Here is a 21,714-nt window from a genome sequence, read left to right as displayed (position 1 = left end):
AGTTTTTTTGGAGAAAAGTATTGAATTTTGAACTGGCAGGATCATTGGATACTGCCTTTTTTAAGTTCATTCACTGCATAATCCACTGCCCTGGCAGTCAAGGCCATGTAGGTGATGGATGGATTTTGAGTACCGGTAGAGGTCATACAAGCTCCATCAGTCACGAAGACATTTGGGACTAAATGCATCTGATTAAATCCGTTCAATAAAGATGTCTTTGGATCTCGGCCCATTCTGACTCCCCCCATTTCGTGAATATCCAACCCGGGGGCTTGCCCGCTGTCTGATTTTCGGACATTGGTGCATCCGGCTTTGGTCAGCATTTCTTCACCCTGCTCAAGAAAATCCTGAAGGATTTTTTCATCGTTTTCATCATAGGACACATTGATTTTGAGCAAGGGAATTCCCCATTCGTCTGTTTGGTCCGGACTCAAGGTTACCTGATTGGTTTCTTTGGGAATCGTCTCTCCCTGCATCATCATATATACTGACCATGGCCCGGGCACGGAGTTGGCTTCTTTGAATTGTGCTCCAAATGGCATATCCCGAGCGCCTCCCCATCCGGATCGTCCTGCGGTATAGAAACTCATGTACCCGCGCTGAAAGTCCATCTCTTGCTTTTTCACATTTCTGAAATTGGGAAGCATCACCGCTGTTGGCCTTCTGCCGGAATAGTAGCTATCCTCAAAGCCTTCAAAGCTTGCACTCATCGAACCCCGATAATTATGAAAGGCGATATACTTACCCAAAACTCCGGAGTCATTCCCCAATCCTTCAGGAAACCGTTCCGAGGTGGAATTCAGCAAAATCAAATTTGTATTTAGCGCAGATGCATTCAGAAAAATAACCCTGGCAAAATATTCTGTGGCAGCTTTGGTCACTCGATCAATAACTCTGACACCGGTAACCTTTTGCTTTTTCTCATCCCAAATCAAGGAATGAACCACAGAATCGGGTCTAAGAGTAAAGTTTCCGGTTTTCGCAGCATGAGGTAAAGTCGAAGAGTTAGAACTGAAATAGCCTCCAAAAGGACAGCCCCGGTAACACTGATTACGTGCCATGCATTGTCCGCGGCCTTGGGCCAGATGAACGTCATTTGGTTGAGTCAAATGTGCACATCGCCCAATGATAAACTTCCGGTCTCCGTATGCATCAAGAATCCGCTTTTGAATCTCCTTCTCGACACAATTCATCTGCCATGCCGGTAAAAACTCCCCATCCGGCAAGGTGTCCAAGCCATCATAATTTCCGCTAATCCCCACAAATCGCTCCACATGACTGTACCAAGGAGCAAGGTCCTCATACCGTATCGGCCAGTCTACCGCAAATCCATCTCTGCCAGGACCCTCAAAATCGTACTTGCTCCATCTTTGTGTCTGCCGAGCCCAAATCAATGACTTACCTCCTACCTGATAGCCCCTTACCCAGTCAAAGGGTTTCTCCTGAATATAAGGGTGTTCAGAATCTTTGACAAAAAAATGGGCCGTGTCTTCCTTGTAGGCATAGCAGCGATTCACCACCGGGTTTTCAAGCTTGTCTTCTCTTGGCATCTGATTGCGGTGTGGCATGTCCCAGGGATCCGCCGTCATCGTTGGGTAATCCTTAAGGTGTTCGACTAGTCTTCCCCGTTCGAGAACAAGCGTTTTCAGACCTTTTTCACACAATTCTTTTGCGGCCCATCCACCTGAGATTCCGGAACCGACCACAATGGCGTCGTATTGATGCGTATTCATAGGAAGGAAAAATAAAAGATTCCAACCGGACTTTTTGAAAAAAAACAAAAAACTGTTTACCTAATTTTTAGAAAAAAGAAATCCCAAATCCAGGCTTTGGCCGGAGTTTGGGATTATTTAATCATTGCTAAATATAATATCTACTCGTATCTCAGTGACTCAATCGGATCGAGTCTGCTTGCTTTGAAAGCCGGAATATAACCTGCCAACAAACCTACGATTATACATATTCCGAAAGAAACGATCATCCAAAGCCAAGGAACCAAGAATCCCCCAGGTCCTATAAAGTTGGCAATGATGTTTCCAATGCCGATGCCCAAAATCATTCCGAATATCCCCCCAATCACGCAGATCACTATTGCTTCTATCAAAAATTGCTGCCGGATACGTAGTGGAGTGGCACCAAGCGCTTTTCTGATTCCTATTTCCCTCGTTCGCTCGGTGACAGAGACCAACATAATATTCATCAATCCAATAGATGCTCCCAATAAGGTAATAAAACCGATTCCAAACCCACCGATCCGGAGGTAACCGGCCACTTCCTCCAGGCTTTCTGCGACCGATTGACTTTTGGTAAGCTCAAAGGAATCTTCCTGCGCCACTCGATCCTGTCGGATTTTGCGCATGATCCCAATAGCCTGCCCCATTTCATAATCTATTTTACCCGGATCAGAGGCGACCCCGGTGATTCTATAATTAAAAGTCCCCTGAGTATCCAATCTGGAGGCGTTTTCGATTGGAATCAATATTTGTCTATCTGCTCCCTGATCCTGACCTACTCCACCTTGTTTGTCCAGTACTCCTATGACCGTATATGGCCTACCCAAAAAGGTAATTTTTTGATTAATTGGGTCTTCTCCAGAATTAAAAAGAAGTTCCTCGAGCTCTTTTCCTATAATGGCAACTGAATTCCCGTACCGTACTTCCATGTTGCTGAAGTTTCGGCCTTTTGCAAGTTTCACCGCTTTGATGGAAAGGTAATTTTCGTCCCCGCCTCGGATTCGGGTATTTGGATTGGTTTTTTTGGAGCCTCTTTTCACTTCAGCAGATCCAGTTACGACGTTAAAAACAGTCGCAATCCCTATGGAAGCATATTCTTCTTTGAATTGCTTCGCTTCTTTATAGGTGATGCTCGGGTAGGTTTTTTCGGTTTTTCCTTCCTGAACTACCCTTCCGCCGCTGAATCCTTTATTTCGGACATCAAAAGAATTGGCACCCAATCCCGCAAAACTTTCAGCTATCTGCGCTTTGATTCCGTCTATGGCGGTCAACATTCCTACCAGAGAGGAAATCCCTATGGCAATAATCGCACCGGTAAGGACAGTACGAAGCAAGTGGACTTTTACAGAGTTAAGTGCCTCGCGGACATTTTCGATCAAATTCATGGATTGTTCGTTTTTAGAACAGCTTATTCAAAAATCCTCAATAGCTTTTCCTAATTATAAGCAAATACGGCGAAATTGATGATTTGAAGAGGAAAATTTAACAATCAACTGAATTATATTGAAGTTTTCGGGACACAGGTTCGGGATGAGTTAGCTTTCAAAATACCATCCTATTAAAACAATATAAATAACTCTAATTCAGTAATTTAATTTACAAATGCTAATGCATCCGATCCCCTCTCACATCCAGATTTTTCAATACTTGTCCTTCATATTCGAGCCACTCTTTCCAGCGGGAATTTACTTTCTCCGGATCTTGATATTTTTTGGCCAGCTCAACGAATGTCACGAAGTGGCCTGCCTCTGAGATCATGAGTTCATAATAAAATTTCCGGAGCTCCTCATCCTTGATGTTTTTTGACAAAAGCTTAAACCGCTCGCAACTTCGGGCTTCGATCAATGCATTCATCAGCAACTGCTCTGTGAGCTGCTGCCATCGGTTGCCCCCTTTTTTGACAAACTCATTCAGCTTGATGACATATTCATCCTTTCGGGGAAAGCCAAATTTCATGTTTCGCTTTCGGAGTTGCTCCAGCACTCGCTCAAAATGCCCCCATTCCTCTGCCACAATTGGCGTCAAAGTATCCACTAATTCGTCCAAATCGTTGAACCTAAGAATCAGACTAATGCAGGAAGAAGCCGCTTTCTGCTCGCAGTAGGCATGATCCACTAGGATATCCTCAATTTGCATTTCGGCTATCCCTACCCAGCGCGGATCGGTTGGCAGCTTCAGATGAAGCATCTTTTGTCTGGTACTTTCCTCCCAAGTCATCTTTATATTAAGTCTAGAAGAGTTAATGAATCATCTTCTTCGGTATTCGAAATTCAACATTCACTATTCATTATTATGAATATACGGAACTTTGCCAGTAGCTTACTTCGAAGTTCAAATGAACTGGTAAATGCCAATTCTTGGACTTCTTCGGTCTTCCGTCTTCGGTCTCCCAGCCCAAAATCAAGGGTATATTCGTCTACTGACAGAATAGCGTATAATCAGATTCATTGTTTTAAAAATTTCATCATCTGAATTCTGGAAACAAAAGAGTCCCAGTGCTCGACTCATATTTCCTATCAATCAAACAAATACCAGGAAATCCCCAGATCCAAAAAGGAGCGATACCCGGTGTAATCCGGAGTCACGAAATACCCATCCTGCTGCATAAAGCCTGAATTCAGGTGATTATATTTGAATAAAACCCTCGTCCGATTAATTCTAAAATCAAGAAAAACATCCGCTACAGGATAAGCAAAGACATTAAAGCCGTCCTGGAGGTGAAATTGCTGAAAGGAAGGATTGTAGGCTTCTGCAAAATAAGACGACCGATACCTGAGGTCAATTCCCAATTGCACGTAGACATTTTCGTCAAACATCGGACTGTCAAAATAGAATCTCGTGTTGCCGAATAACCGAGGAATCCTGAAATTATCAGCCCCACCTCCGGTTACTTCTGTATAGACAACCTCTGCATCCAATTTGAACTTCTTCCCGATTTGGACCGTGGCAATTAGGCCTGGCATGAGCATAAATGCTTCTCCCGATGCTTGTGTGGCAATTCGTTCTTCATTGAAAAAAACGTAATTGTTGACTCGATTGATCGTCAGATTTGGTCTCAGACTGACCTTTTCAAAGTCCAAAATAACCCTTCCTTTGATCTGATCCACACCGATGTTATCAAAATCATTATTCCATTGGTAGTGATTCCCGAAGTAAATCTGCTGCATCGAAGTGGGCTTATACAGTGCTTTGGTATATTCCAGTTCCAGCCAGGGTGACTTGAAAAGACCATGAATTCGGAATGCGTCTGGAATCAGGTATTCGCCATCGGCGCTGATAGACCACTTTTCGGAGAGTTGACCGATCAGTTCTCCTCCGATATAGACCTCATTGAATGCTTCCCTAGTATCAGGAAAAAAGGGACTAATCATCCTCCCATTTCTAAAACGGGTAAAAGCATTGTAATAAAATCCCTTGTAAGAGCCCTTTACACCGAGTTCATTTCTCCACTCCGCAAAATCGCTTCGGTTTTGAGTAGTGTCCTGCTGATCATTCAGTCGGTCTGGGTTGAAAAAAAGAGAATCAGAAGATGTAAGATCAGTCTCGAAAACTATATTCTGATTTTTTCGATCCAAGGTATGATAAATCTGAAGGCCATTTCCCAATTTATATTCATGATACAGATGATAATCCTGTCTCAGGTCTCTTGCACGGGAATTTTGAAGCCAAACTTTGGCATCCTCGTAAGTAAAGTAAAGCGAGGTGGTGTCAACCTCAGGCGGAATGATTCCTCCAATTTCAAAAACCTCATGCCTCATCCTCGAAAAAGAACCCAACAGCCAATATTTCCCGTTTTCAGAGCGGTAATTGGTATGTAAGGAGTAGGCATTTTGCTCCACCATGTTATCATCCCGACGTATGGGATTGAGCGCTTTTCTTACCCGAAGCGTATTATAATCTATCCCGATATTCCATCGTGAGTTTACATTCCTGGCAAAAGAAATATCCAGCATATTTCTGTGACCACCTCCGAAAAAGGCCGCCATTTCCGTAAACGGGGATTTAGTGTCGTAAAACTTCCGCTTGGCAGGGTCACGGAAGTACAAATCATAGGCATGAAATCCTGAATTCAATCCAATAACCTCGGGGATTTCATAAAATACAGGCTTTGCTGCACTTCCTATGTTGCCGAGATCCTGATACTTCCAGCCTTGCTTTGCTACCGGATCATAATTGTGAAAATTGCGGAGAAGGGTATCCTGCTCATAGAGTTGAAGTCGATTGCGTTTGAGGTCTTTTTCGAAAAAATAAAGCGTGGTCTTAGGGCCGTATACTTGCCTCGTACTATCATCCAAGAGGGGCCTTCTTCCGTCCGTATCTTCCTGATCCTCTTGCTCTACCACTTCCCGAGCTGGACGGGTTGTTTGACCAAATCCGCCTGTATTCTGCTGCATTGGAATGGGCCGTTGCGCAAATAAACACTGCAGCGAAAGTAAGGTAGCAAGCCCCACAAAAATTACTAATCTTTTGATCACTGCTTTTTGAATTTTCTCCGAATGTAACTGAGCAGCATTTCTTTGTCTTCTTGATCAAATTCTGCTTCAATAGGAAGCACAAAAATCGGAATTTCCCCCAAATATCCCTGATTTGCCAAGGATTTAAGTTTGATTGCGTCTTTTTCTGTAGTGAGTAGAACGGGACTTTGGGATTTGTGTTTTTGCATCAAGTTCAAAATCCTGTGACCATCTTTCGCTCCATAGTCATGATGATCGGGAAAAGAAACTACCTCCTGTACAGCGTACTTTTGGGCACAGTATTCAAGAAAGGGTTGATCATTGGCCAATCCTGAGACCAAAATTACATTTTCACAAAAAGGTGTTTCATGGTCAATCGGATAAGGATCTCCATAGCCAATCTGTGAAAAAAACACAGGCGTACTCTTTTGGATATAGGGTTTCAATTCCAACAAACTCCCGGCTCTTTGATTTTCAGACAAATTCGTGGGGCATTTCGTCACTACCACCAAATCAGCTCGCTTTGCCCCTCCCCGGCTTTCTCTCAATCTTCCCATCGGCAAAAGAAAATCCTTGTAAAACGGGGCTTCGAAAGGCGTCAACAAACAATAAAAATCCCCTATGAGCTTTCGATGCTGAAAGGCATCATCCAACAAGACTAATTCCGTCTTGGGGGTCATTTCTGCTATTTTTTTCAGCGCGGAGACCCGATCTTCTCCCACAAAAACAGGGACTTTTTCTTTGAATTTACGGAAAATCTGAAGTGGTTCATCGCCGATTTCCAAAGGGGTACTTTGGGTATTCGCTTTCAGAAAACCTTTTGTTTTTCTACCATACCCTCTACTGAGCGTGGCGATGGTTTTATCATTGCCAAGATTTCGGATTAAAAATTCTACCATGGGAGTCTTGCCTGTACCGCCTACACTGAGATTGCCTATGATCAGGGATGGAATAGGTGATTTATAGCTCTTGAGAATCCTATGGTCAAACAGAAAATTTCTAACATCGGTGATCACCCGAAAAATCAGCGCAAAGGGGGCTAAAAGGAAGGCGTACCAAGTCATCGACAGGAATTGTTATTTTTGACCAAAGAAAAGAAAAATTATGGGATACAGGATTCAGGATGTGATTTCTTACCTGGAGCGTTTGGCTCCACCGGCCTATCAGGAAGGTTACGATAATGCGACTTTGATCTGTGGGGATCGTAAGGAGGGATTGAAAGGTGTAGTCTGCACACTCGATTGTACGGAAGCTGTGGTGGATGAAGCCATTCAGCTTGGTGCAAATCTGATTGTTGCCCACCATCCGATCGTTTTTAAAGGCCTAAAAAGCTTAACCGGAAGAAATTACGTAGAGCGAACGGTCATCAAAGCGATCAAGAACGACATTGCTATTTTTGCCATACACACTAATCTGGATCATGTAGCATTGGGCGTGAACAAACGAATCTGCGAAAGACTTGGGCTCACCCATACCAAAATTCTCCAACCCAAAAAACAGGTCCTGAGCAAATTGGATTTTTTTGTTCCAGTCGAAAAAAAAGGGGAAGTCTTAGACGCTGTATTTGCGGCTGGTGCCGGACAAATCGGTGAATACAAAGACTGTTCGTTTCAGCTCGAAGGCATGGGTACTTTCACCCCTTCGGATAATGCCAAGCCTTATTCTGGTAAGCCAGGCACACCTCAGTTTGAAAAAGAAATCAGAATTGAGGTAATCCTCCCGACCTATCTGAGCAATAAAGTGATCAGTGCTATGAAAAAAGCCCATCCCTATGAAGAGGTGGCCTATTATTTAATTTCCTTGGAAAACGAAAATCAGGAAGTCGGAGCAGGCATGATTGGCACGATGCCCAAACCGATGGATAGCGGAGAATTTTTAGATTATCTCAAAGAGAAAATGAATCTCCGGATCATCAAGCATACTACAATGATTTCCGGAAAAATCACCAAAGTGGCTGTCTGCGGCGGAGCCGGAGTTTTTCTTTTACCTGATGCCAAACGAGCCGGAGCAGACGTATTTGTCACTTCCGATGTGAAATACCACGAGTTTTTCGACGCAGAAGATCAATTGATCCTTTGCGACATCGGGCACTATGAGAGTGAAATTTTTACAAAAGAATTATTAGGGGAGCTTTTGTCACAAAATTTCCCTAATATTGCAGTCTATTTGACAAAAGTAGTTACCAATCCAACATCCTACCGATAGTACATGGAAAGTACAGTAGCACAAAAGCTAGAAGCTATCTACAACCTTCAACTTATAGATTCAAGACTAGATGCCATCATAAAAGTAAGAGGAGCCCTTCCTGAAGAAGTGCAAGATCTCGAAGATGAGATAGCAGGCTACGAAACAAGACTCGATAAATTCAAGAACGAAATTGAATCTTTCGAGGAAGAAATCAAACGTTTTAAAGAAAACATCAAAGATTCCGAAAAGCTGATCAAGAAATATCTGGAGCAGCAGATGAATGTGCGAAACAATCGTGAGTACGACGCCATCACCAAGGAATTGGAGCTCCAAGATCTTGAAATCCAGGTTTCTAAAAAGAAAATAACCGAAGCTGGTATGAAAATCGACCAGAAAAAGGCTGACTTGGACGAGCTGAATGAGCTGATGAAAGAACGCCAAAAAGATCTTGATCTTAAGAAAAACGAACTGGATACCATCGTCTCCGAAAGCGAGTCTGAAGAATCAAAACTTCAGACTGACAGAGAAAAGGCGTTGAAAAAAGTAGACGAAAGACTTGCTAAATCATACACCAAAATCAGAGCAAATGCCAAAAATGGCCTTGCTGTAGTAATGGTCAAAAGAGGCGCTTGCGGAGGTTGTTTTAACACCGTTCCCCCTCAAAGACAAGCTGATATCCGTGAAAAGAAGAAGCTGATCGTCTGTGAACATTGTGGAAGAATCCTCGCCGGAGTCGAAGACGAAATCGAAGAAGAAACTGCAAAAACAAAGCGAAGAACAGCGAAAGCTTAATTCTGATAAATTCATCAAGAATCCCCGGGGAAAACTTCTCGGGGATTTTTTTTGTGCTAAACATTCTTGCTTTGTAGGAATTATATATGCTATATTGGAAGCCATGAAAAAGTTAGTAACTCTTCTGTTTTTGATGCTTTGCTGTGATTCGGTTTTTGCAAAAGATCCAGAATCCAAAACTTTTTTGGTGCTTTTCAAAAGCAAAGAATTAAAAGAAATCAAAACGTCTATTCGGGATATCGAATCACAATTTTCTTCGTTTTATTCCACAAAATATTATGCCGGAAATTCTGAACTCGCGCTACTTATAGCTATTCCTTCCTGTGATTTTGACGAGTGCTTTTTGGGTGAATTCCTGGTAAATCTCGAGGATGGCAGAAAAGTCCAACTTCAAACCATAGCTTTTCGCCTTTTTGATTTAACCGAAAATAAAAGTCTGCATCAACAGTACATAGCAATGTACGAGGCCAATGTCGCTGCAAAGAAAAAAACCTCAAAAGCGGTTAAAGCTGACTCAAAGCCCTGAGGTGTTCCCTGTCATTAAATTTCCGCACTACAAACGATTCATCGGAAAGCTGCTCCAGTAAGTAAAGGCCTAGATTACTGTGCTCAAACTGATCCATAAATCGCAGATCATAATGTAGGATCAAGCTCAGGAAAATTCGCATAGCACGTCCGTGCATGCACACAAGAATAATTTCACCGGGACCATTCAGGATTAGTTGGATTCCCTTTTTCATGCGCTCAGCGACTTTATTGGGACTCTCTCCACCTGCGATCGAATAGTCAAGATTTCCCTGCTGCCATTGATGCAGCATATGCTGATAATATTGTCCCTCCTCGGGTGTCATGGGTGTTCCTTCATAATCTCCCCAAGAAATCTCATTGAGTTCGGGCAAGGCCCGTGTTGGAATCCCAAGGTCAATAAACTGCTGAATGGATTGCTTTGTCCTGATGAGGGCGGTGTGATAAATCTGATCAAATTTAACCTCCTTATACGAATCAAAAAATGCATCTGCCTGGGCCTTTCCAGTCGCATTTATCGGAGCATCGATTCCACTTCCCTGCACTACCCCCTGAAGATTAAAGTCAGTTTGTCCATGTCGGACGATGTAAATTTTTTTTCGATTCAAGTTTCTCTATTTTTGTTCGGAGTCCAAATAAACTTCATTTAGCCCGAATTTTAATGATTTTTCTTTCCTCACCTTCGCTAGATCAACTCAACTCAACGAGTAAAAATACGATGGTCAGCTATTTGGGCATAGAGTTCACCAAGATCGGATCGGATTACATCGAGGCAACAATGCCTGTAGATCATCGAACCAAGCAGCCCATGGGTTTGTTACACGGGGGAGCAAATGTAGTTTTGGCAGAGACGCTTGGAAGTATCGCAGCTTCCTTGACTATTGACCTCAAAAAATTCTCTTGTGTGGGTCTGGAAATCAATGCCAATCACCTCAAATCAGTCCGAGATGGGAAAGTAAGAGGTGTGGCAAAAGCCATTCATCTCGGCAGAACTACACAAGTCTGGGAAATCAAAATTTTCAATGAAGGTGATCAGCTTTGCTGCATTAGCCGGATTACAATGGCCATTTTAGAAAAAAAATGAACGTAACGGGAAGTTTAATCCTAACAACAAAATCCGAAATTCTGGACCTCCTTTTTCTGAAGGGATTCTCTTCCGGAGGTTCTTTTGCACTTTGGAGAAAACCAAAAACAAGCCACTTGGAATTTCTCATGGATCATGAGCAAAATCCCTCAAAGGTTGACTTGGCTTTTGAAGAGCTCCCGGCGGGATTTATCGTTCATCCATTTGCCGATCAGGCAGACAAAAAGGCCTTTTTTATCAAAGCAAACCAGTATTTCAGCTTTCACCTTGACCAAGATTTGGACAAGGAAGAACTACCTGAATGGCTTACAAATACAAATGAGGATGCTATTGATTCCATTAAATCTTCCATTAAAAAATTATTAATTCAAAAGTCCCCTGCTCCAGTTTGGGAAAATGGCAGTGCCGGTGAAAAAAATCATTTTACAAAATTAGTTCAGCTGGGAATCGAAGCCATTGCGGCCGGGATTGTAGAAAAAGTGGTACCTGCCAGAACCAAATCCATTGAAGTGCCTGAAAACTTTGATTTGGGAACAACCTTCCTGAATATGATCGAGGCTTACCCAAATTCTTTTGTGAATTTTTTTCATATTCCAACTATTGGTACTTGGATCGGAGCAAGTCCGGAGACTTTGATCAAAACCAAAGAAGAACAATTTCATACCATGGCTCTCGCGGGAACTCAGCCAGCGTCAGGTGAAAATCCGCTTAAATCAGCAGCTTGGACACAAAAAGAGATCGAAGAACAAGCCTTGGTCTGTCGCTATATCGTGGATTGCTTTAAGAAAATCCGCCTCAGGGAATACGAAGAGCATGGGCCAAAAACCATCATGGCAGGCAATCTTCTTCACTTGAGAACTGATTTCAAAGTGGACATGAAAGCAACCGGATTCCCACAACTTGGATCGGTGATGTTGGATTTATTACATCCTACTTCCGCGGTTTGTGGGATGCCCAGAAAAGAGGCACATGATTTTTTGCAGGCACATGAAGGCTTTGACCGCTCTTTCTTTGCGGGATTTCTAGGACCGGTAAATATTGAAGCGGAGACCACAATTTTCGTAAATCTTCGCACTGCGTCATTTGTGGGAAATAAAGCCATCTTGTATGCAGGTGCAGGTGTCACCGAAGATTCTGATCCTGACAAAGAATGGGAAGAAACCGAACTCAAATGCCAAATCATCGGTAAATTCATCCAAAATCCATCCGCTTGATTATCCAGCCTATACTTGATTTAGTGGCCATTTGTGCCAAAAAAGGAATCGAACATGCCATTCTTTCGCCTGGTTCTCGCTGCGCACCCCTAACCTTGGCCTTTGCACGGCATCCGGATATTCATTCCAGGACTATCTCTGACGAACGCTCCGCTGCATTCATAGGATTGGGGATGGCTCAACAACTGGGACAGCCTGTCGTCTTGGTCTGTACCTCAGGTTCGGCAGCACTGAATTATTACCCAGCAGTTGCAGAGGCTTTTTTCCAGCAAGTTCCCTTATTGATTTTGACAGCAGACAGACCTGCAGAGTGGATCGATCAGTGGGATGGTCAGACGATTTTCCAGCCGGAAGCCTACGGCAAACATGTCAAAAAAAGCTTCCAATTCCCTGATTCATTTGCCAACGACGAGCAAGTCTGGCATGCAGGGCGAATCGTAAATGAGGCCATAAACCTAGCCAAGCAATTTCCGGCCGGACCGGTCCACATCAATATTCCACTTCGGGAGCCATTCTATCCTTCGGAAAATGAAGCTTTCAATTACCCGGAAAACCCACGGGAATTCACGACCGTTAGCAGTCAAACTCAACTGAGCGAAGAAAGCCTAAAGCACATCAAGAATAGGCTAAATGATGTCAGTCGCATTTTAATTGTTCCAGGTCAGCAAAAACCCAACTCCCAGCTTCAATCCTTGCTGGATCAGGTTTCCAAAAACCTGAACGTTGTCATCGTCACGGATACCATTTCCAATCTGCAAAGTGAATCCACCATCAACCTTCACGACCACTGGTTGGGAGGTGAAAATTTGCATCAATCCCTCACGCCGGATTTGGTGATCAGTTTTGGAAAATCAGTCATTTCAAAGTCTCTGAAGCAGTTTCTGAGAAGGACCGGAAGTTCCCATTGGCATATCCAACCGGATGGTCAGGCCAAGGATACTTACCAACAGTTGACCCGGATACTGGCATGCTCACCCGTTCAGTTTTTGAACTGGCTCAGTCAAAATCTACCAATTCAGAATGAAAAATATTATTCCAGGTGGATGGGTCTGGAAAGAACGGTCCAAAACACCCTAGCCAAAACTTTTAATGAAGTGGATTTTGGCGAATACTCAGCCTTACACTTTCTTCTTCCAAAAATCCCGACTCAAACCAAGCTTCATCTGGCTAATAGCATGGCGGTACGCTATGTAAATTTCCTTGGAAAAAGATCACAAGAAATCATTTGCAACCGAGGCACAAGCGGAATAGATGGCTCAAATAGTACTGCCGTTGGCTGCACCTTTACCACCAAAGAACCTGTCACACTGATTACGGGAGACATGGCTTTCTTTTATGACCGAAATGCATTTTGGCACAATTACTCCATGCCAAACCTTCGAATCATCATCCTAAACAATCACGCAGGAGGAATCTTTCGATTGATTGACGGTCCCGCAAAGCAACCGGAACTGGAAGAGTTTTTCGAAACAAAACAAAAACTTTCAGCCAACCATCTGGCTGAAGAATTTGGTTTTTTCTACATCAAAGTGAAAAACCACCAAGAACTGGAAAGCGCTTTGATTGATTTCTACGAACCCTCAATTCATCCAAAAATCCTTGAAATCGAAACTTCAAGTCCAAAAAATGCAGAGATTTTGAAGCAGGTAAAGGAAAAAATCAGGCTAGCAATTCAGTAGAAAAATCAGAATCGGGAAACCTGGGCCTTCCGATTTTTTGAATAAAATAAAGAAGGTGATGAGCTTCCCGCCGGCAGAGCATTTTCATTTTTCACAAATCCATTTTCGATCCGTTCGTATTCCAGCCCGATCTCGAAGAAAGCCTTAAAGAAATAATCAGCCCGGTTGAAAAGGCCAAATAGAGGTAAGCTGGCTGGGAATGTAACTAGGGGAAATCTTAGGGGTTGAAGGATTAGAAAGTTGAAAAATTGCAATGCTTCGGCTCCGCTCAGCACTTGGATTGGAAAATTTGGCGACCCAATCTTTTAAATTAAAGGAAGTACTTTGCTCAAAGCCGGATTTCGATTTGCTGGTTTCCAAATCACCGAAAGCTCGGTAAACTGAGGAATTCCAGGAATTTCCATAAAACGGACATTCAGGTCATAGCCCTCCTTTAGCGAACTTGGAACGATGGCCACACCCAGGCCATTTTCCACCAATCTGAAAATGGTAAGTGCGTGTACTGACTTGTGACGGATTTTTGGAGAAAAACCGGAGTCACGGCAAATGCTCATGATCTGCTCATAGTAATAGTTGGAATAGTCGCTGGAGAAAAGGATAAAGGAATCATCCTTAAACTGCGACACGGATCGAAATCCCAATTCACCAATTGGGTGGTCTTCAGGAACCACAATAGAAAATGTATCACGCAAAACAGACCTCATCTCCAAATCATCTGGCACCGAGGCTAAGCGCACAAAACCCAAGTCCAATTTGTCTTTCTGGATCATCTCCACCTGAACAGCATTGCTTAATTCTTCCAAACTCGTGGTAATTAAAGGTTCCGATGTATTTAGCTTGGTAAGTAAGTCAGGTAAAACGCGATTCGAAGCCGAACCCAAAAAACCAATCCGCAACTCTCCTACTTTTCCTGAATCGATCAGTTTCAACTGATTTTTGGTGGATTCAAGGTGGTTGATTACAAAGTCAACTTCCGCTTTCAGATACGATCCAGCCACAGTCAATTCGACGTGTTTTTTATCCCGCTCAAAAAGTTGAACGCAGAGCATTTCCTCCAGCTGCTTGATCTGCCTGCTAAGCCCCGGTTGAGAAATAAAAAGTCGCTCGGCTGCCTTTCTGTAGTTTAATTCCTCGGCTACTGCCTGAAAGTAAAGTAAGTGTCTTAGCTCCATTGATGCTTAACAGTTATTGATTACTGATAAAAATAGTATCAAAAAGCATCAATCCAAAGTGGTAATTTTGATTTGTCAGACCTGGCAGGTTTTGAAAACCTGCCAGGTCTAGTGTCCACAATTTTCCAAGAATAAACTAATCCTTCAAGGTTTTTGAAAACCTCAAAGGATATCAATCCAATGAAAAACTTCCACTATGGTCAAGATCTCCTCACTTCGTCTTTGGCGCTAAAACTTGCCAGAAAAGAGATCAAGGGAATTTTCAGCCCTGAAACCAACAAAAAAGTAAACGCCTCGTCTGCCGCTGTTGCACAAATTGCCAAAGGAGAAAAGGCGGTGTATGGAATAAACACAGGTTTTGGGCCACTTTGCACGACACGGATTTCAGCAGATGATACCACTATTTTGCAGGAGAATTTGCTAAAAAGCCATGCAGTAGGAGTTGGCGATTACATCCCCGAAGAAATCTCCCGTTTGATGCTAGTGCTGAAAATCCATGCATTGGCCCAGGGTTTTTCAGGAATCCGGCTTGAAACCCTCGAAAGAATTCTTTGGATGCTGGAAAATGAGGTAATTCCTGTAGTCCCCGAACAGGGCTCAGTCGGGGCATCAGGCGATTTGGCGCCACTATCCCATCTTTTTTTACCTTTAATCGGTTTGGGAAAAGTTCATTTTAAAGGGGAGATAATAACTTGCAAAAAAGCACTTGAACATTTTTCAAAAGAGCCATTATCTCTAGGTCCAAAAGAGGGTCTTGCACTAATAAACGGAACTCAATTTATGGCAGCTTTTGGAGTGAAAATCGTCGATCGCCTGCACAATCTCCTCACCCATGCAACTATTACCGGGGCGATGATGATCGAAGGATTGATGGGTTCGATCAGGCCATTTACCGCTCAACTGCATCAATTACGCCCTTTTGCAGGAAATCAACATGTCGCACAAAGCATCCTCAATCTCCTTCACGAATCAGAAATTGTAAATTCGCATCTGAATTGTGCCAGAGTTCAGGATCCTTATTCGCTTCGCTGCATGCCCCAAGTACATGGTGCCAGTTGGAACGCCTGGCTACATCTGAAGGATAGCATTGAAACTGAAATCAATTCGGTCACTGACAATCCCGTAGTTTTTGATGCAGAAAATACGATTTCAGGTGGGAATTTTCACGGACAACCCATTGCCCTTCCGTTGGACTATGCCTGCCTTGCCGCATCAGAAATCGGGAATATTTCTGACCGGAGAATCTATTTGTCAATCGAAGGAGACACCCCTGGAGTACCTAAACTTCTGCTTGAGGAAACGGGACTTAATTCTGGCTTGATGATTCCACAGTACACCACAGCGGCCTTGGCTTCGGAGAATAAAGGCCTTTGTTTTCCGGCTTCGGCGGATTCCATTCCAACTTCACTTGGTCAAGAAGATCATGTCAGTATGGGAAGTATTGGCGCAAGAAAAGCACTCAGTGTCATCGGAAACGTGGAAAAAATCTTGGGTATTGAGCTTTTCTATGCAGCTCAGGCTATGGACTATCATGCTCCGCTGAAATCAGGGAAGATCATGACCGCAATCTACGAGCGGGTCAGAGAATCGATAAATCCTGTCGTATCTGATCGGATTTTATACGAAGACATGGAGACGGCTATTGACTTGGTGAAAAGTGGAGAGCTGATCGAATTGGCAAAAATGGTGGCTAAATCTGAAGGGTTGGCTTTTGATACCGAGTGGAGTGAATTATTCAGTTACTAAAAACATCTCCAGCTGATCATCGCGGAAAAATTCGCTGATCTGCGATGATCCTCGAAAATAAATCAGCGTGAATCTGCGGGAAAAATCACCCATGAAAAATCTAAAACTAATCGGCCCGATCACCCAAGTCCTCACCATGGTAAGGCTTCCTCTAAAAGGAGCTTTAAAAGACGAACAACTGGAGATCATCCAAAATGCCGGTATCCTGCTTGAAGGTGATCGATTTCTTCAAGTTGATTGTTGGCAAAAGCTAAAAAATGAGTTTCCAAAAGCTGAGATTTTTGAACTTGAGAAAGATTACATTGCTCTTCCGGGACTCATCGATTGCCATACCCATATCTGCTTTGGAGGTAGTAGGGCCAAGGATTTTGCGATGCGGAATGCTGGAAAAACCTATCTCGAAATCGCAGATTCCGGTGGTGGAATTTGGGACACAGTCAGCCAAACTCGAAAACTCAGTATAGAAGCCTTGGCGAAATCAACCGCTAAAAACGCAGATCGACACCTTTCCGAAGGAGTGACTACGATCGAAGTAAAGAGTGGATATGGACTTTCTGTGGAGGAAGAGCTTAAAATGCTTCGAGCCATTCAACTAGCCAATCAAAACTCAGCCGCAGATTTGATCCCGACTTGTTTTGCGGCCCACATGAAACCAAGAGACTTCGATGGTACAATTCCTGAATATCTTAATTACATTTCCAATGAACTTTTTCCCATTCTCCAAACCGAAAAGCTAAGCAATCGCATCGATGCTTTTGTAGAAAAAAGTGCTTTTTCGCCAAAGGAAATCAATCCCTATTTCCAAAAGGCAAAGAATATGGGCTTTGAACTGACAGTTCATGCTGATCAATTCACCATGGGTGGATCAGCAGTGGCTGTGAAATTCGACGCTTTGTCAGCAGATCATTTGGAAGCTTCCGGTGAAAAAGAAATAAAAGTATTAGCGCAATCCAACACCATTGCTGTGGCTTTGCCGGGAGCGAGTCTCGGACTGGGATGTGGATTTACTCCTGCACGCAAAATCCTGGATCAAGGCGGTGGATTGGCTATCGCTTCTGACTGGAATCCTGGTTCGGCGCCAATGGGCGACCTGCTTGCTCAGGCTTCAATTCTTGCAACGTTTGAAAAACTCAGTACTGCAGAGGTCTTTGCAGGAATCACCTTCCGAGCTGCAGCTGCTTTGGGATTGAATGATCGGGGGAAAATATGGCCGGGATTTCTGGCCGACTTTATCCTCTTTCCGACTTCGGACTACCGGGAGATTTTGTACCAACAAGGAAAGTTGAAGCCGGAAATGGTGTGGAAGAGTGGAGAGAGGGTTATTGAACAATTGAAAAATTGAAAGATTGGGCAAATTCCTTTGAACTCAAAAATGTAAACCAAGCATGAAATTTCAAGATCAAATCAAGCAAGGGATCCCACCTAATTTACCAGCAAAAAAGCAGCGAAATCCATTCATTTCACATGCTCCAAAGCGGAAGGATATTCTTACTACCCAAGAGAAAAAACTGGCGCTCCGCAATGCCTTGAGGTATTTCCCTCAAGAGTGGCACGCGGAATTGGCTCCTGAGTTTTTAGCTGAACTGAAAGAATTTGGGCGAATCTACATGTATCGCTTTATGCCTGACTATCCGATTTTTGCGCGAGCAATAGAATCATATCCTGCCAAATCCAAGCAAGCGGCAGCCATTATGTTGATGATCCAAAACAATCTGGATCCTGCCGTGGCTCAGCATCCCGAAGAACTAATCACCTATGGAGGAAATGGGGCTGTTTTCCAAAACTGGGGGCAATACCTGCTCACGATGAAATACCTATCAGAGATGACCGATGAACAGACCCTGCATCTTTATTCCGGTCATCCGATGGGACTTTTCCCTTCTTCCAAAGAAGCTCCGCGGGTAGTCTTGACCAATGGCATGATGATTCCCAACTACTCCAAACCGGACGATTGGGAAAAATTCAATGCACTTGGGGTAACCCAATATGGCCAAATGACTGCCGGTTCATTCATGTACATCGGCCCTCAGGGAATCGTCCATGGCACCACGATTACCGTAATGAATGCCTTTCGGAAAAAACTAAAGGCCGGAGAAAGCCCAAAAGGAAAAGTTTTCCTTACCGCAGGTTTGGGTGGAATGTCTGGAGCTCAGCCCAAAGCCGGGAACATCGCAGGCTGTGTGACAGTCTGTGCGGAAGTCAATCCAGCGGCAGCCAGAAAAAGACATGAACAAGGTTGGGTAGACGAACTCATCGAAGACTTGGGTGAACTGGTTATTCGAGTGAAAAAAGCCAAAACAAATGAAGAAGTTGTTTCGCTAGCTTTCATAGGAAATATCGTGGATGTCTGGGAGCGTTTTGATGCAGAAAACATCCTGGTAGAGCTCGGATCTGATCAGACTTCGCTACACAATCCGTGGGCAGGAGGCTACTATCCGGTTGGGCTTTCTTTCGAAGAATCCAATCAGTTGATGGCAGAAAATCCGGAAGCTTTCAAAGTCAAAGTTCAGGAATCCCTCCGACGCCAAGCTACCGCAATCAATAGACACACTGCGAAGGGAACTTACTTTTTCGATTATGGTAATGCTTTTTTGCTGGAAGCTTCCCGTGCAGGTGCGGAAGTAATGGCAGAAAACGGGATCGATTTCCAGTATCCAAGCTATGTGCAGGATATTTTGGGGCCAATGTGTTTTGACTATGGTTTTGGACCCTTCCGCTGGGTTTGCACCTCGGGAAAGGCGGAAGATCTGAAAAAGACCGATCAGATTGCTGGGGCAGTTTTGAAAGAACTCATGAAAACTGCCCCTGACTCCATATCCCAACAAATGCAGGATAATATCGCTTGGATCGAAGAGGTGGAAAAGAACAACTTGGTCGTCGGCTCGCAAGCGCGCATCCTCTACGCCGATGCGGAAGGCAGAGCTAAAATCGCCCAAGCTTTCAATCAAGCAATCCAATCTGGCGAAATATCCGCCCCGATCGTTTTGGGTAGAGACCATCACGATGTCAGCGGCACGGATTCCCCCTATCGGGAAACGAGCAATATCTACGATGGAAGCCGGTTCACAGCTGATATGGCGATTCAAAATGTCATCGGGGATAGTTTCCGAGGAGCGACTTGGGTATCGATCCACAATGGTGGCGGTGTAGGCTGGGGCGAAGTGATCAACGGGGGTTTTGGTTTGGTTTTGGACGGAAGCAGGGAAGCCGAAAGACGACTAAAGTCCATGCTTTTCTATGATGTCAACAACGGAATTGCCCGGAGAGCTTGGGCAAGAAATTCCGGTTCGATGGAAGCTATCCAGCGGGAAATGGACAGAAGTCCGGGTTTGAAAGTCACCGTTCCGAATTTGGTGGATGATGAGGTTTTAGAAGACCTATTATGAAAGTAACTTTTCTAAAGTTTCTATTTGGAAAAGTATTGCTTCTCAATCCTCGGAAAAAACATCCTCAAGTTCCAATTCAAATCCGGGAAGCACAGTGGACGTTACTTTTTGACCAGAAGTAAAAAGTCGGGAAGGTTGATAGATTCCATTCACTAAAACATTGATTTGAAGGGTATTTTCTGCAGGATGGATTATCCAGTACTCCCTTACTCCAAATTCCTGATACAGGTCAAATTTGTTTTGAAGTTCAACTTTACTGTTTCTTGGAGAAAGAATTTCCACAATCAAATCCGGTGCACCAAAACAACCTCTTTCGTCTAATTTACTTGAATCACAAATCACCGAGATATCAGGCTGAACGACTGAATCAATTTTCCTGAAATCAGGATCCTTTGAAAAACGGACATCAAAAGGTGCAGAATAAACTTTACAGGACTTTTTCTCAAGATGATTCCACAACCTTGAGGACAGTTTAATTGATACCTCTTGATGCTTTCTACTTGGGGCCGCAGCTTTTGCAAAAATTTTACCTTTGATCAATTCTACAATTTCCTCAAAATCCCAGTTGAGGTAATCCGCATAGGTATAGCCTGCAAAGGAATCATTTGGCTCCTGAAAGGTATCCAAATCAATATTATCTTTTTGGGGAATTCGATAGGGTTTCATTATCCAATCCTTGTGACAATAAAATTAACAAACAACTTTCCTTAAGTTAGTGTAAAATAAAAATTCCTCAAATCGAATACCCATGAATCTCCATCAAAACCCCTCTCCTTTCAATTGGTCCGGCAGAAAATCAGATCAGGTGGAATATTGGCATCAGGCCATCCAACCTGTAGTCAACTTGAAAATCAAAGATGATTCGACTAAGAAAGTTGGCATTTTGGGGTATTCCAGTGAAGAAGGAGTCATCCGCAATCAAGGACGGACAGGCACCATCGAAGGTCCTGCTGTAATCCGGAAAATGCTGGGATCGGTAGCACTTCATTTACCGGAAAACCTGCCTCTTTACGATTATGGAGATGTATTCACGCTGGATCAGGATATGGAGTCCTCCCACGAACTGATCTCAAAAACATCTTATGAACTACTGAAAACAAATCACTTCCCAGTTATTTTAGGAGGAGGACACGATCTAGCCTATGCACATGGAAAGGGAGTTTTGAAGCATGTAAAAGAAAGAGGCGAAAAGCTGGGTATCATTAATCTTGACGCTCATTTTGATCTACGCCCACCTATTAAAGGAAAAGGCCATTCCGGCTCACCTTTTTACCAATTGGCGGAAGAAAACCCTGCTCATTTCCACTACCTCGCACTTGGAATCCAACGTGCCGCCAACCCAAAATCACTGTTTGATACAGCTGAAAAACTCAAGGCTCGATACATCGTCATGGAGGAATTCCGTCTGCACAATTGGGAGTACATCGAAGAGCAGATCATTTGGTTTATCGATTCAGTCAACAAAATCTACCTCAGCATTGATTTGGATGGGTTTTCATCAGCTTTTGCACCGGGAGTTTCCGCGCCATCCCCGATGGGCTTCAATCCCCAGATTGCGTTCAAGGTTTTTGAATTGATCGTGAAAAGCAAAAAATTGGTCAGTTTGGACGTGGTCGAGCTCAATCCGCAGTTTGATCAGGACAATGCAACAGCAAGACTCGCAGCTAGATCTATAGAGTATATCGTAAGGAAAGCCTTTTCTTAAGAAAAAGATTTAGTTGGTTTTGCTGCTTCTCCTGAAG

At 43.5% G+C, this 21,714-nt stretch carries 18 protein-coding genes; 10 read left to right on the top strand and 8 right to left on the bottom strand.

Translation table 11 applies throughout. The features are described from left to right. Positions 1-41 precede the first annotated feature (41 nt). The 5 genes from C4S61_RS11380 to lpxK all read right to left on the bottom strand — a co-directional run bounded on the left by C4S61_RS11380 (position 42) and on the right by lpxK (position 7,251). Positions 42-1,733 (bottom strand): GMC oxidoreductase, encoded by a 1,692-nt coding sequence (locus tag C4S61_RS11380; RefSeq protein WP_103924983.1) that lies wholly within the window; start codon positions 1,731-1,733, stop codon positions 42-44. Between the two features lie 140 nt (positions 1,734-1,873). Continuing rightward, on the bottom strand, positions 1,874-3,118 hold the full coding sequence (locus tag C4S61_RS11375) for an ABC transporter permease (protein ID WP_103924923.1): 1,245 nt from the start codon (positions 3,116-3,118) through the stop codon (positions 1,874-1,876). 220 nt (positions 3,119-3,338) lie between these two features. Next, positions 3,339-3,950 (bottom strand): tRNA-(ms[2]io[6]A)-hydroxylase, encoded by a 612-nt coding sequence (miaE, locus tag C4S61_RS11370; protein WP_200820569.1) that lies wholly within the window; start codon positions 3,948-3,950, stop codon positions 3,339-3,341. Between the two features lie 299 nt (positions 3,951-4,249). Continuing rightward, entirely contained in the window at positions 4,250-6,208 is a 1,959-nt protein-coding gene (locus C4S61_RS11365; RefSeq protein ID WP_317046051.1) for a putative porin, read from the bottom strand. Continuing rightward, positions 6,205-7,251, bottom strand: a complete 1,047-nt coding sequence (gene lpxK / locus C4S61_RS11360) for a tetraacyldisaccharide 4'-kinase (protein WP_103924922.1) — start codon at positions 7,249-7,251, stop codon at positions 6,205-6,207. Before lpxK ends, C4S61_RS11365 begins: the two co-directional genes overlap by 4 nt. A gap of 40 nt (positions 7,252-7,291) precedes the next feature. On the opposite strand from lpxK, the gene C4S61_RS11355 reads away from it, so the two are divergent. From C4S61_RS11355 to C4S61_RS11345, 3 genes are all read left to right on the top strand, one after another. Next, entirely contained in the window at positions 7,292-8,392 is a 1,101-nt protein-coding gene (locus C4S61_RS11355; protein ID WP_103924921.1) for a Nif3-like dinuclear metal center hexameric protein, read from the top strand. A 3-nt stretch (positions 8,393-8,395) separates the two neighbouring features. Then, positions 8,396-9,166: a zinc ribbon domain-containing protein gene (locus C4S61_RS11350; RefSeq protein WP_103924920.1), complete on the top strand. Its 771-nt coding sequence runs from the start codon at positions 8,396-8,398 to the stop codon at positions 9,164-9,166. 103 nt (positions 9,167-9,269) lie between these two features. Then, the gene (locus C4S61_RS11345) at positions 9,270-9,692 is read left to right on the top strand and encodes a hypothetical protein (protein ID WP_146064384.1); all 423 of its coding nucleotides are present in this window, start codon (positions 9,270-9,272) and stop codon (positions 9,690-9,692) included. Here C4S61_RS11345 and C4S61_RS11340 read toward each other — a convergent pair. Then, positions 9,670-10,299, bottom strand: coding sequence for a histidine phosphatase family protein (locus C4S61_RS11340; protein ID WP_103924918.1), 630 nt, complete (start codon positions 10,297-10,299; stop codon positions 9,670-9,672). The two genes, C4S61_RS11345 and C4S61_RS11340, sit on opposite strands and share 23 nt — an antisense overlap. A gap of 53 nt (positions 10,300-10,352) precedes the next feature. On the opposite strand from C4S61_RS11340, the gene C4S61_RS11335 reads away from it, so the two are divergent. From C4S61_RS11335 to menD, 3 genes are read left to right on the top strand one after another with little or no spacing between them, the layout of a single operon-like run. Continuing rightward, positions 10,353-10,775 carry a hotdog fold thioesterase gene (locus tag C4S61_RS11335; RefSeq protein ID WP_103924917.1) on the top strand — a complete coding sequence of 141 codons (423 nt, stop codon included), beginning with the start codon at positions 10,353-10,355 and terminating at the stop codon, positions 10,773-10,775. Next, on the top strand, positions 10,772-11,989 hold the full coding sequence (locus C4S61_RS11330; RefSeq protein WP_103924916.1) for a chorismate-binding protein: 1,218 nt from the start codon (positions 10,772-10,774) through the stop codon (positions 11,987-11,989). The genes C4S61_RS11335 and C4S61_RS11330 overlap by 4 nt, the downstream gene beginning before the upstream one ends. After that, positions 11,986-13,668, top strand: a complete 1,683-nt coding sequence (gene menD, locus C4S61_RS11325; RefSeq protein ID WP_103924915.1) for a 2-succinyl-5-enolpyruvyl-6-hydroxy-3-cyclohexene-1-carboxylic-acid synthase — start codon at positions 11,986-11,988, stop codon at positions 13,666-13,668. Before C4S61_RS11330 ends, menD begins: the two co-directional genes overlap by 4 nt. A gap of 305 nt (positions 13,669-13,973) precedes the next feature. Here the strand turns inward: menD and C4S61_RS11315 are convergent, their stop codons facing one another. Beyond that, complete coding sequence (locus tag C4S61_RS11315) at positions 13,974-14,840, bottom strand: LysR family transcriptional regulator (protein WP_103924913.1); 867 nt, start codon at positions 14,838-14,840, stop codon at positions 13,974-13,976. Positions 14,841-15,020: 180 nt separating this feature from the next. On the opposite strand from C4S61_RS11315, the gene hutH reads away from it, so the two are divergent. The 3 genes from hutH to C4S61_RS11300 all read left to right on the top strand — a co-directional run bounded on the left by hutH (position 15,021) and on the right by C4S61_RS11300 (position 19,972). After that, positions 15,021-16,586, top strand: coding sequence for a histidine ammonia-lyase (hutH, locus tag C4S61_RS11310; RefSeq protein WP_103924912.1), 1,566 nt, complete (start codon positions 15,021-15,023; stop codon positions 16,584-16,586). A 91-nt stretch (positions 16,587-16,677) separates the two neighbouring features. Further along, a complete protein-coding gene (gene hutI, locus C4S61_RS11305) occupies positions 16,678-17,928 on the top strand; it encodes an imidazolonepropionase (RefSeq protein ID WP_103924911.1) in 1,251 nt (416 codons plus the stop codon). Between the two features lie 43 nt (positions 17,929-17,971). Further along, positions 17,972-19,972 (top strand): urocanate hydratase, encoded by a 2,001-nt coding sequence (locus C4S61_RS11300; protein WP_103924910.1) that lies wholly within the window; start codon positions 17,972-17,974, stop codon positions 19,970-19,972. Positions 19,973-20,014: 42 nt separating this feature from the next. Here the strand turns inward: C4S61_RS11300 and C4S61_RS11295 are convergent, their stop codons facing one another. Next, complete coding sequence (locus tag C4S61_RS11295; protein WP_103924909.1) at positions 20,015-20,638, bottom strand: Uma2 family endonuclease; 624 nt, start codon at positions 20,636-20,638, stop codon at positions 20,015-20,017. Between the two features lie 82 nt (positions 20,639-20,720). Between C4S61_RS11295 and hutG the strand changes: the two genes are divergently transcribed. Further along, positions 20,721-21,677 (top strand): formimidoylglutamase, encoded by a 957-nt coding sequence (gene hutG / locus C4S61_RS11290; RefSeq protein ID WP_103924908.1) that lies wholly within the window; start codon positions 20,721-20,723, stop codon positions 21,675-21,677. Positions 21,678-21,714 lie beyond the last annotated feature (37 nt).

It is taken from the genome of Algoriphagus boritolerans DSM 17298 = JCM 18970 (assembly GCF_900108085.1).
Lineage (GTDB): Bacteria > Bacteroidota > Bacteroidia > Cytophagales > Cyclobacteriaceae > Algoriphagus > Algoriphagus boritolerans.
The sequence above is the reverse complement of the archived record's forward strand: the minus strand, read 5'-3'. Positions and strand labels throughout refer to the sequence as shown.

Bases quoted from the DNA above. Each gene is read 5' to 3' on its own strand.
- C4S61_RS11335 (WP_103924917.1), top strand. From the start codon at position 10,353: ATGATTTTTCTTTCCTCACCTTCGCTAGATCAACTCAACTCAACGAGT.
- miaE (WP_200820569.1), bottom strand. From the start codon at position 3,950: ATGACTTGGGAGGAAAGTACCAGACAAAAGATGCTTCATCTGAAGCTG.
- hutH (WP_103924912.1), top strand. From the start codon at position 15,021: ATGAAAAACTTCCACTATGGTCAAGATCTCCTCACTTCGTCTTTGGCG.
- C4S61_RS11315 (WP_103924913.1), bottom strand. From the start codon at position 14,840: ATGGAGCTAAGACACTTACTTTACTTTCAGGCAGTAGCCGAGGAATTA.
- C4S61_RS11375 (WP_103924923.1), bottom strand. From the start codon at position 3,118: ATGAATTTGATCGAAAATGTCCGCGAGGCACTTAACTCTGTAAAAGTC.
- C4S61_RS11350 (WP_103924920.1), top strand. From the start codon at position 8,396: ATGGAAAGTACAGTAGCACAAAAGCTAGAAGCTATCTACAACCTTCAA.
- C4S61_RS11380 (WP_103924983.1), bottom strand. From the start codon at position 1,733: ATGAATACGCATCAATACGACGCCATTGTGGTCGGTTCCGGAATCTCA.
- C4S61_RS11355 (WP_103924921.1), top strand. From the start codon at position 7,292: ATGGGATACAGGATTCAGGATGTGATTTCTTACCTGGAGCGTTTGGCT.
- C4S61_RS11345 (WP_146064384.1), top strand. From the start codon at position 9,270: ATGAAAAAGTTAGTAACTCTTCTGTTTTTGATGCTTTGCTGTGATTCG.
- hutG (WP_103924908.1), top strand. From the start codon at position 20,721: ATGAATCTCCATCAAAACCCCTCTCCTTTCAATTGGTCCGGCAGAAAA.
- lpxK (WP_103924922.1), bottom strand. From the start codon at position 7,251: ATGACTTGGTACGCCTTCCTTTTAGCCCCCTTTGCGCTGATTTTTCGG.
- C4S61_RS11300 (WP_103924910.1), top strand. From the start codon at position 17,972: ATGAAATTTCAAGATCAAATCAAGCAAGGGATCCCACCTAATTTACCA.
- hutI (WP_103924911.1), top strand. From the start codon at position 16,678: ATGAAAAATCTAAAACTAATCGGCCCGATCACCCAAGTCCTCACCATG.
- C4S61_RS11330 (WP_103924916.1), top strand. From the start codon at position 10,772: ATGAACGTAACGGGAAGTTTAATCCTAACAACAAAATCCGAAATTCTG.
- C4S61_RS11295 (WP_103924909.1), bottom strand. From the start codon at position 20,638: ATGAAACCCTATCGAATTCCCCAAAAAGATAATATTGATTTGGATACC.